The following is an 11,730-nucleotide window of genomic DNA, read 5'->3' on the forward strand; positions in this document are numbered from 1 at the left end:
GTCGCCAGCAGCGCAGCGGCCGTGCCCATGGCCGTGCCCGATTTTTCCAGAATCACCGAACGCTACGGCCCGGCCGTGGTGAACATCAGCGTCACGGGAACAACCAAGGTGTCGAACGGCTGGCCGATGGCGCAGGGTGGAGAAGACGCCTTTCCGAACGATCCCTTTTTTGAATTCTTCCGCCGCTTCCAGCAGGGCCAGCGTCCGGACGGTGGCAGGGGCGAACAGGAGGTGCCCACCCGCGGCCAGGGCTCCGGTTTCATCGTCAGTGCCGACGGCATCATCCTGACCAATGCCCACGTGGTACGTGATGCGAAAGAAGTCACCGTCAAGCTGACCGACCGGCGCGAGTACCGGGCCAAGGTGCTGGGTGCCGACCCCAAAACCGATGTTGCGGTGCTGCGCATCGACGCCAAAAACCTGCCGGTGGTGACACTGGGCAAGACCAGCGAGCTCAGGGTCGGCGAATGGGTGCTGGCCATCGGCTCGCCGTTCGGTTTCGAGAACACCGTCACCGCGGGCGTGGTCAGCGCCAAGGGCCGTTCCCTGCCCGACGACAGCACCGTGCCTTTCATCCAGACCGATGTGGCCGTGAACCCCGGCAACTCGGGCGGGCCGCTGTTCAACACGCGGGGCGAGGTGGTGGGCATCAACTCGCAGATCTACAGCCGCAGCGGCGGCTACCAGGGCCTGTCGTTCGCCATCCCGATCGATGTGGTCGAAAAAGTCAAGAACCAGATCGTGGCCACCGGCAAGGCCGAACATGCGCGCCTGGGTGTGGCGGTGCAGGAAGTCAACCAGGCCTTTGCAGATTCCTTCAAGCTCGACAAGCCCGAGGGCGCCCTGGTGTCCTCGGTCGAAAAAGGCGGCCCTGCCGACAAGGCCGGCCTGCAGTCGGGCGACGTGATCCGCGGGGTCAATGACCAGCCCGTCGTGTCATCGGGCGACCTGCCCACTCTGATCGGGTTGGCCACACCTGGCGACAGCGTCAAGCTGGACATCTGGCGCCAGGGCGCAGCCAAAACACTGACCGCACGCCTGGGCAGCGCCGATGAAAAAGCAGGCCAGGTGGCCGGCAAAAAAGAAGAGGCGCCCAACCAGGGCAAGCTGGGCCTGGCCCTCAGGCCCCTGCAGCCCGGGGAGAAGCAGGAGGCCGGCGTGGACAGCGGCCTGCTGGTGCAGCAAGCCAGCGGCCCCTCTGCCCTGGCCGGCGTGGAGGCCGGTGATGTGCTGCTCTCCATCAACGGTGTTCCTGTGAAAAACATTGAGCAGGTGCGTGCCACCGTGGCCAAAGCGGAGAAATCGGTGGCGCTGTTGATCCAGCGCGGCGACAGCAAAATTTTTGTGCCGGTCAATCTCGGCTGACGCTCTCACGGGCTGTTGATGACAAAAGCGGGCTGCGGCCCGCTTTTTTTTTGCGCCTTTATTCCATGCGTGTGCGCTATTTTGTTACAGGCAAATCGGCTACGCTTGGCCTCCTAACGAGGAGGAAACTTGGCAACAAGCACCACAAGAACAGCCGCCCTGCTGGCGGCAGCCGCTGCTTTGTACCTGCCCACCAGCGCGCAGGCCCTGCAGGTCACCAGCGTCTCGCCACAAGGCGAAATCGCCAAGGTACGGCAGATTGCCGTCAAGTTTGACGATAGCGCCGTTAACTTCGGCGACCCGAAAGCCCCCGCTCCTGTCAGCCTGAGCTGCAGCGACGCGCAGGCCACCAAGGGCTCGGGGCGCTGGATCAGCGACCGCCAATGGGCGTTTGAATTCGAGAATGATCTGCCGCCCGGCGTCAACTGCACGCTGCAGTCCATCACCACCTTTCGTTCGCCCAAAGACCAGGCCATCAGCGGCAAGCTGTCATGGAAGTTCAACACCGGCGGCCCGTTCATCCAGAACCTGCGGCCCGGCACTTACCAGCGTATCGATGAAGAACAGTTCTTCGTGTTCCAGCTCAACGGCCCGGCAACGCTGGCCAGCATCCGCGACAGCGTCTGGTGCTCGGTCGAGGGCCTGGGCGAGCGGGTGCCGGTCAGACTGATCGAAGGGAAGGACAGGGAGGCACTGCTCAAGTCGCAAAACCTGGACAAAGCCGCCGAAAAAGACTCGCTGAACATAGTGACGCTGGCCTGCAACCGGCGCCTCACACCCGCCAGCAAGGTGCAACTGGTGTACGGAAAAGGCGTCGCCACCCCCAGCGGTGTAGCCAACTCGGTGGAGCGGCGCTACAACTTCCAGGTGCGCGAGCCATTTTCGGCCAGCTTCAACTGCGAGCGTGAAAACGCGCAGTCGGCCTGCCTGCCGATTCGCCCCATGAGTTTGAACTTCAACGCGCCGGTGCCGCGCAAGCTGGCCGAGGCGATTCGCCTGAAGTCGGCCAAAGACACGCTCAAGCCGGTGTTCGACACGGAAAGCGGCGACGGTGAAAACGTCGTCAATGGTGTCAGCTTCAAGCCACCTTTTGCAGAACAAACCGCCTTTACGGTGGAGCTTCCCAAAGATTTCAAGGACGCTTCCGGGCGCAGCCTGCGCAACGCCGACAACTTTCCCCTGAAGGTGACCAGTGGCGCCATGCCGCCGCTGGCCAAGTTCGCCACCGCGCCCTTCGGCATCGTCGAGCGCTTTGCCGAACCCGGCACCAAAGGGGGCGACCCGGCGCTGCTGCCGGTGACACTGCGCAATGTCGAAGCTGCGCTGCAGGTCAAGGGCCTGGCACCGGGCAAGGTCAGCGACCTGCAGCCGAAGAACGATGCAGACATCATTGCCTGGTTCCGCAAGGTGGAGCACTACAACGACTACCAGGTGGACCGCGACCAGGCCGGCCGCGACGTGAAAGGCGCGTTGCCCAAGGCCCTTGACCCTCAAGGCAAGGAGTACGTGCAGTCACGCATGCTGTCTCTGCTGAACGGCCAGCCCGGCGTGAAAACGCTGGACCTCCCCAAGCCCGCCAGTGGTGACCCTCGTCCGTTCGAGGTCATCGGCATCCCGCTCTCGCCCGGCTTTCACGTGGTCGAGATCGCCTCGCAAAAACTCGGCACGTCATTGCTCGACGAACGGCACGGTGCCAGCCGCACCATGTATGTCCGCACCTCGGCGCTGGTGACCAACCTCGGCGTGCATTTCAAGCTCGGCCGCGAAAATGCGCTGGCCTGGGTGACGACGCTCGACAAGGGCGCGCCGGTGGCGGGCGCTGCGGTGCGCGTGTCGGACTGCCGGGGCACGGAGCTGGCCAAGGCCGTCACCGACGCCCAGGGCTTGGCCCGCTTCACCGGCCTGTCGTCGGACCCGCTGCGTTGCGGCGAAGGCGACTACGGCGGCAACGCCTACTTTGTGAGCGCGCGCGCCACGGCAGACGGTGTCGAAGACATGGCCTTCACCTGGAGCAACTGGCAAAAAGGCATTGAGCCCTGGCGCTTCAATGTGCCCACCAGCCAGGACCCGCAACCCGACGCACGCGCCCACACCATCTTCGACCGTACCCTGCTGCGGGCCGGCGAAACCGTGTCCATGAAACACATCCTGCGCACCGAAACCAGTCTAGGCTTTGGTTTGTCCGAAGCACCGCCGGCCACGCTAGTCGTCACCCACGTTGGCAGCGGCCAGCAGTACACGCAGCCCATCGCCTGGCGCAAAACTGCGACGGGTGGACAGAGTGCCGAAAACACCTTTGCCATTCCGCCAGCGGCCAAGCTGGGCATGTACGAGGTGCAGCTCAAGGCCAACGACGAGAAAAAACGCAGCTTCAGCAGCGGGCAGTTCCGCGTGGAAGAGTTCCGCCTGCCGGTGCTGGAAGGCCGTGTGACCCCGGCGGATAAAAAACCCCTGGTCAACGTGAAGTCGATTCCGACCGATGTACAGATCAATTACGTCTCAGGCGGCGGCGCAGTGAATTTGCCGGTGCGTGTATCGGCGCTGGTGCGCGGCAAGTCGCTGAGCTACAGCGACTATGAGGCGTTCAACTTTTCGCCACCCCGCGTGCGACGCGGCGAAAGCGGCAGTGGTGAAGAAGAAGCCACCGCGTCGCAAGACCAGCGCGTGATTGCCGACAAACTGCCCCTGACGCTGGACCGCAACGGCGCCGGCAAACTCACCATCAACGAGGTACCGCCCGGTAAACAGCCGAGAGAACTGCTGCTGGAAGCCACCTACGCCGACCCGAACGGCGAAGTGCAAACCATACGCAGCGTTTCCCCGCTCTGGCCCGCGGGCGTTGTGGCCGGCATCAAGACCGAGGGCTGGGTCTCAAGCAGCCAGAAGATCAAGTTCCAGGCACTCGCGCTCGACCTGGCAGGCAAACCGGCGGCTGATGTGTCGCTGGACGTCCGGGCGGTGGCACGCATTGTGACCACCAGCCGCAAACGCATGGTGGGTGGCTTCTACACCTATGACAACAAGACCGACATCAAGGATCTGGGGCAAGTCTGCAGCGGCAAGAGCGATACGCGCGGCCTGCTGCTGTGCGAAGCCAAACTCGGTGAGCCCGGCGAAGTGGAACTGGTCGTTACCGCGAAGGACAGGGACGGCAACACCATCCAGGCGGCCAGCTCGGTGTATGTGACGAAGCAGGGCGAGCTCTGGTTCGGTGGCGAAAACCACGACCGCATGGACGTGCTGCCCGAGAAGAAAAGCTACCAGCCCGGCGAGATGGCCAAATTCCAGGTGCGCATGCCCTTCCGTTTTGCCACTGCGCTGGTGGCGATTGAGCGCGAAGGCATCATCGAAACCCAGGTCGTGCAGCTCAACGGCCAGGACCCGACCATCCAGCTGCAGGTCAAGGACGGCTGGGGCCCGAACGTGTACGTGAGCGTGCTGGCCCTGCGCGGCCGTCTGCGCGAGGTACCCTGGTACAGCTTCTTCACCTGGGGCTACAAGGCGCCGCGTGAATGGTGGACGTCGTTCTGGTACGAGGGCCGCGAGTATGTGGCCCCCACCGCGCTGGTGGATCTGAGCAAGCCGGCCTTCCGCCTGGGCCTGGCGGAAATCCGCGTGGGCACCAAGGCACACCAGCTTGAGGTGAGCGTGAAAGCCGACAAGGAGAGTTACCCGGTGCGCGGGCAGGCCCAGGTCACCATCACCGCCAAACTGCCGAATGGCCAGCCGGCAGCGGGCGCCGAAGTGGCCGTCGCCGCGGTGGACCAGGCCTTGCTGGAGCTGATGCCCAATGACTCCTGGGACCTGCTGGGCGCCATGCTGCAGCGCCGCTCGTGGGGCGTGGAAACCTCGACCGCGCAAATGGAAATCATCGGTCGCAGGCACTACGGGCGCAAAGCCGTGCCGGCCGGTGGCGGCGGCGGGCGCAGCAACACACGTGAGCTGCTGGAGACCCTGCTGCTGTGGAACCCGAAAGTCGTGCTCGACGCCAAAGGCCAGGCCGTCGTCACCGTGCCGCTCAATGATGCGCTGACTACTTTCAAAATCGTCGCGGTGGCGGATGCCGCGACCGGCCTCTTCGGCACCGGGCAGACCAGCATCAAGGCCACGCAAGACCTGCAGATCATCAGCGGCCTGCCGCCGCTGGTGCGCGAAGACGACCAGTTCCGCGCGCAGATCACCTTGCGCAACACGACCAAGGCGGCGATGAAGGTGGAGGTGAGCCCGCGTGCCACACTGCTCGAGTTGAAACCGCAAACCATCGACATTCCCGCAGGTGAAACACGTGAAGTCGCCTGGATGGTGACGGCGCCGGCGCAACTCGCGCTGACGCGCGCCGAAGCCATCCTCTGGGAAATCGAGGCGAAAGACACGGTCAGCGGTGCACGCGACGGCCTGAAAGCGCGCCAGCGCATCATCCCCGCTGTACCGCTGACGGTGCAGCAAGCCACGCTGGTGCAGGTCGATGGTTCGTTCACGCTCGACGTGAACCCGCCGGCCGACGCCCTGCCCGGCCGCGGCGGTTTGAAAATGTCGTTGCAGCCCAAGCTTGCCGAAGGCATGGACGGGGTGCGTGACTGGTTCGCCAACTACCCCTTCGCCTGCCTGGAGCAGAAAACCAGCAAAGCCGTCGGCCTGCGCGACGCCAAACTCTGGCAAACCGTGCTGGCGCAACTGCCCGGCTACTTGGACAGCGACGGCTTGGCCAGCTACTTCCCGCCGCGCGACGGTGAGGCTTCACGCGGCAGCGATGCACTGACGGCCTACCTGCTGGCCGCCACGCATGAAGCCGCCGGCATCAACCCCGCCTTTGCCTTGCCCGACGAAGCACGCGCCCCCATGGAGCGCGGCCTGATTGCGTTTGTCGAAGGCCGCATCCAGCGCGAGTTCTGGAGTCCGCGCAAGGACCTGGACGTGCGCAAGCTCGCCGCACTCGAAGCACTGTCGCGTTACGGCAAGGCGCAGGGCCGCATGCTGGGCAGCATCACCATTGCGCCCAACCAGTGGCCCACCCACGCGGTGATTGACTGGCTGAACATCCTCAAACGCGTGGCCGACGTTCCGCAGCGCGAACAGCGCCTTGCAGAAGCGAACCAGGTGCTCAAGTCGCGCCTGTCGTGGCAAGGCACCAAAGTCACCTTCAGCACCGAGCGCGACGACTACTGGTGGTGGCTCATGACCAACGGCGACGTCAACACCGCCCGGCTGATGCTGGCGGTGATGGACGACCCAGCCTGGAAAGACGACATGGGCCGCCTGGCCAATGGCTTCATCGCACGCCAGCAGAAAGGCGCGTGGCACACCACCACGGCCAATCTGTGGGGCGGGCTGGCGCTCGACAAGTTCTCGGCCAAGTTTGAAGCAACGCCGGTGGCCGGTGTTACCAAGGCAGCGCTGGCCGCAGCAACTGCCAGTGTTGACTGGGCCAAAGTGGAGCGCATCAAAACCACCGACGCTTCCGGCGCAGCCCATCTGAGCACCTTCTTCGGCGCGCCGGCAGCACCGGGCAATCTGCGCAACAACAGCATGTTTCTGCCCTGGGCCAGCACCGGCAGGGAAACCTTGGCGGTAACCCACCAGGGCCCCGGCAAACCCTGGCTCACGCTGCAGTCCATTGCGGCTGTGCAGCTGAAGGCACCGTTCAACGCCGGCTACCAGATCAAGAAAACCATCACACCGGTGGAGCAAGCCGTCAAAGGCATTTACACACGCGGCGACGTGGTGCGTATTTCGCTGGAAGTCAACGCCAGCACCGACATGACCTGGGTGGTGATCAGCGACCCGGTGCCCGGCGGCGCAACCATTCTCGGCAGCGGCCTGGGCCGTGATTCGCAGATTGCCACCAGCGGCGAGAAGAAAACCGGTACGGGCTGGCCGGCGTTTGAAGAACGCAGCTTCGAGGCCTTCCGCAGCTATTACGAATACCTGCCCAAGGGCGTGGTGAAGATGGAATACACCGTGCGCCTGAACAACGTCGGCGACTTCGCGCTGCCGCCCAGCCGGGTGGAAGCCATGTATGCACCAGAGATGTTTGGCGAAGTGCCGAATGCGCGGGTGAAGGTGGAGGCGGCGAAGTGAAGCGCAGGTCATTCACGGCAGCCACCGCTGCCGCCATCTTTTTCCCCCGAATCGCTTTCACTGCCGCAGCAGACTGGCAGCAGCGCTTCGGCTACCCCACCGGCTGGGGACCAGGCAGGATGTGGACGGACAAGGCCTACCGCGTCGGCAACTATTCGGGTGGCTATGAGGCCATGTTCCGCGCCAGGCCTATCACCGCATCGGCCCAGGCCGCGCCGTTGCAGATGGTTTCCGCCGGGGGTGCCAGGGAATTTGCACCGGTGGCCGAGCTTGCCGCGGAATATCTCAAGGCCTGGCCTGTCACCGGCCTGCTGATCGCGCGCAAGGGCACCATCCTGTATGAGTCCTACCAGTTTGACCGCAAGCCGGAGATGCGTCTGACCAGCTGGTCCATGGCCAAGAGCGTGACCTCGCTGCTGCTGGGTATCTGCCTGGACCGCGGCCTCATCCGATCCATGGAAGACACGCCGCAGATGTATGTTGACGAACTGCAGGGCACGCTGCATGGCGGCGTCAGCCTGCGCAACCTGGCCAACATGTCCAGCGGTGCGGCCATCCTGCACGACCGTGACAACCCGACGATTTATCCCCGCGCCTTCACCGGCAGCAACGCCGACCTGGAGCCGGTGGTACGCGGCTGGAACACCGTTCAGGAGCCGCCCGGCACGCGCTACAACTACAACGAGTTGTGCCCCCTGACGATTGGCATGGTGATCCGCAAGGTCACCGGCAAACCGCTGGCAGCTTTCTGCGAGGAAGCGCTGTGGCAGCCCCTGGGTGCGGAAGCAGGCGCTACCTGGCTCTGCGACACCAAGGGCAAGGAATTCAACTGCATCGGCTTCGCTGCGTGTCTGCGCGACTGGGCGCGACTGGGACAGATGATTGCGCAGAACGGCATGATGGAAGGCCGCCAGGTGGTCAGCAGCAAATGGATCGAGGACTGCTCCTCCTGGTCGGGAGCCGATGCGCAGGGCCGCCATGGCACGGCCATGCGTTATGCCGGCTACAAATATTTCTTCTGGCATCCGCGCCCTGACGGCAGCCTGATGATGATGAACGGTCACGACGGCCAGCGCGTGCTGGTGGATCGCAGGACGCAGACCGTGCTGGTGCAAACAGCCGTGGACAGCGAAGGCCCCTGGCCACCGCAGATGTACAAGCTGTTTGATGCGGCCGCGAAAGTGGCGGTGAGCGTGACATGAACATGCACGGTGCGTCAGGTTCTGCTTCCAAACATGCACTGGCGGCGGGAATTGCGTTGGCCCTGTCATTGCTGGGAGTGGCCGCGCACGCCGTTCCAACCTACGATGAGGTCAAGGCCGCCCACCGGCCCTCCGACACGCTGATCCTCGACCGCAGCGGTGAAGTCCTCCAGCGCCTGCGCACCGACAGCACGGTGCGACGTGGCCAGTGGGTGGCGCTGCCGGATATTTCGCCGGCTTTACGCACTGCACTGGTGCTCAGTGAAGACAAGCGCTTTTACGAACACAGCGGCGTGGACTGGCGGGCTGTGTCCAGCGCGGCCTGGGGCAACCTTTGGAACACGAAAACGCGCGGCGCCTCCACGCTCAGCATGCAGCTGGCCGGACTGCTGGACGAAGACTGGCGTGCTGGCGCGGGTGGCCGCAGCATCACGCAGAAGATCGGCCAGACCGTTTCCACCCAGATGCTGGAAGCGCGCTGGCGCAAAGACCAGATCCTGGAGGCTTACCTCAATCTTGTTCCGTTTCGAGGTGAAGTCGTGGGCATTGATGCGCTGAGCCGCACCCTGTTCGGCAAGGCGGCGCATGGGCTTGACGAACACGAGGCAGCGATTGCGGCGGCGTTGGTTCGCGCACCGAATGCGAAGGCGGCGCAGGTCACACAACGCGCCTGCGGTGTCCTCAAAACCATGCAGGCGCCTGCCAAAACCGATTGCGAGGGCCTGGACCTGTTTGCCAGCGCCGCCCTGCAGCGGCGGGCGTTTGATGCAACAGAAGGGGTTGCACCGCATTTTTCGCGGCGTCTTCTGTCCGTTCAGACTGAGTCTGTCGAAGCCCGGCGCAGCAAACAGGCAGACACTTCGACGAGGTCAGTACGAACGGTGGCGTCCACGCTGCACGCTCCCCTTCAACGCTTTGCCGTGCAAACGCTCCGGCAGCACCTGCGCGAACTGCATGGACGCCATGTCGAAGACGGTGCCATCGTCGTGCTCGACAACGCCAGCGGTGAAGTGCTGGCCTGGGTCGGCTCGTCGGGTGAACTCAGCGATGCGGCCGAGGTGGACGGCGTGCTGGCGCTGCGCCAGCCCGGCTCCACGCTCAAGCCCTTTCTGTATGCGCAGGCGATTGCCGAACGGCGCATCACCGCCGCATCACTGCTCGACGATTCGTCGGCACACATCAATACGGCCGGCGGGCTCTACATTCCGCAAAACTACGACCGCCAGTTCAAGGGCCTGGTGTCCAGCCGCACCGCGCTGGGCGCTTCGCTCAACGTGCCGGCCGTGCGCACGCTGGTGATGGTGTCGCCCGACGCATTCCACAAGCAGCTCCGGGCGGTAGGGCTGCCTTTGCGGGAAACCGGCGACTACTACGGCTACAGCCTGGCACTGGGCAGCAGCGAGGTCTCGCTACTTTCGTTGGCCAATGCCTACCGCACGCTGGCCAACGGCGGGCGTTACAGCGCTCCATCGTTCACCAGGAATACCAAGCCGGCCTTTACCCCGGCCATCGACGCGCGTGCTTCCTTCATCGCTACCGACATCCTCGCCGACCCGCTGGCGCGCGCCCGCACCTTCGGCACTGACAGCATCCTCGCCACGCGCTTTTGGACAGCCGTGAAAACCGGCACCAGCAAGGACATGCGCGACAACTGGGCCATCGGCTACTCGCAGCGCTACACCGTGGGCGTGTGGGTGGGCAATGCCAGCGGCGCGCCCATGTGGGACGTCAGCGGCACCAGCGGTGCGGCGCCGGTGTGGGCCGCGTTGATGAATTACCTGCACAAGACCGAACCCAGCCGCGCACCGGCGCCACCTGCGGGTGTGGTGCAAAAACAGGTGCGTCTTGCCGACGCAGGTGGCAAGCCGATCGAGGCGGCGCGCAGCGAATGGTTTATCCGCGGCACGGAGCAAACCCTGTTTGCTATTGATTCAGGAGCTATCAGCGCAGACGGGGAAAGGGCTGGAGGCCAAAAACGCTTGAAGGATTCAGCCCGCGGGTCGGAAAGCGCAGCGGCGCGTATCACCGCGCCCACCAACGGCACCATCGTGGCCCTGGACCCCGACATTCCGCCGAACCGCCAGCGCCTGAACTTTGCGGCCGAGGGCCGGCAGCTGCGCTGGCGCATGGACGGCAAGGAGTTTGCGCGCGGGGCACAGGCCCAGTGGCTGCCCTGGCCGGGCCGGCACACGGTGCAGCTGGTCAGCGAACGCGGCGAGGTGCTGGACGAGATCCGCATCGAAGTGCGTGGTGCGGGCGTGAAAGCCGGCCGGAGCTAGGAGTCTGGGCGGCAAAAGGAACGTCGGCTGCAAAGTGGCCGCGACGGTCCATTTTTCACCGGTTTTTTGCCCCATAGCTACGGCTATGGCGCTGCAAACCCGGCAAAACTGGCCTCGCCGGGGCCACTTCTCGCTTCGACGCCTTCTACCGCCCAGGCTCCTAGCCGCCGCTGTTAGAAGGCTTCAACCAGCGTTCAGCGCAGCGGCCAGCAGCGCGCACAACTCGGGCAGTTCCTCCTCGTCCACCGCTGTCAGCTCCAGCCCGATGCTGCCCTGCGCTGCCCGGTGCGGCGCCACCGCTACCACCGGATCCCCTGCGCGCAGCAGCCCAATCACACCCGCGGCGCTGATGCCGGTGACAGCCGCGTCGACATGCAGCCACAGCCGTGCAAAACCATTGCCTTGCGGGTCGGGTGTGCGCTCCACGGTCACACCCGACCAGCCGCTGGCCGCGGCTGCCACGGCATCGAGCTTGCGCTGCTGGGCCGTGCACCATGCATCGCGCGGCATGTCGGCACGCAGGCGAAGGGCAGCCAGCACCCCGGCCAGCGCCTCCTTGGTCGGCTTCATGGCCCTGCCCATGCCGCCATGTTGTGCGTCCAGCGCCGCGACCAGGTCTGCACGCCCCAGCACCAGCCCCGCCGTCGGACTGCGCAGGTATTTCTGGCCACTGAGGAGCACCAGGTCAGCCCCTCCGGCCACCAGCTCGCTTGCGCGCCAGTCCTGCGCAGCCGCGTCCAGCACCAAGGGCACGCCGGCCACATGGGCCAGCGCGGCCAGTTCGCCAGTGACAGCCGGCCCCGAGC

At 64.8% G+C, this 11,730-nt stretch carries 4 protein-coding genes and 1 pseudogene; 4 read left to right on the forward strand and 1 reads right to left on the reverse strand.

The genetic code is table 11. From position 1 onward, the window contains the following. The 4 genes from WA904_RS22055 to pbpC form a co-directional block, all read left to right on the forward strand. Positions 1 to 1,365, forward strand: a 1,365-nt coding sequence (locus WA904_RS22055) for a Do family serine endopeptidase (RefSeq protein WP_425199267.1), incomplete at its 5' end; no start/stop codon positions are given. 162 nt (positions 1,366 to 1,527) lie between these two features. After that, a complete protein-coding gene (locus WA904_RS22060; protein ID WP_425199269.1) occupies positions 1,528 to 7,443 on the forward strand; it encodes an alpha-2-macroglobulin family protein in 5,916 nt (1,971 codons plus the stop codon). Next, positions 7,440 to 8,645 (forward strand): serine hydrolase domain-containing protein, encoded by a 1,206-nt coding sequence (locus WA904_RS22065; protein ID WP_425199268.1) that lies wholly within the window; start codon positions 7,440 to 7,442, stop codon positions 8,643 to 8,645. Before WA904_RS22060 ends, WA904_RS22065 begins: the two co-directional genes overlap by 4 nt. A gap of 2 nt (positions 8,646 to 8,647) precedes the next feature. Next, complete coding sequence (pbpC, locus tag WA904_RS22070) at positions 8,648 to 10,924, forward strand: penicillin-binding protein 1C (RefSeq protein ID WP_425199270.1); 2,277 nt, start codon at positions 8,648 to 8,650, stop codon at positions 10,922 to 10,924. A gap of 183 nt (positions 10,925 to 11,107) precedes the next feature. Here pbpC and WA904_RS22075 read toward each other — a convergent pair. Beyond that, positions 11,108 to 11,730: pseudogene (locus tag WA904_RS22075) on the reverse strand (hypothetical protein); the annotation flags it as partial.

The sequence above is a fragment of the Polaromonas sp. genome (genome assembly GCF_049790275.1).
In the GTDB taxonomy this organism is placed as follows: Bacteria; Pseudomonadota; Gammaproteobacteria; order Burkholderiales; family Burkholderiaceae_C; genus Polaromonas.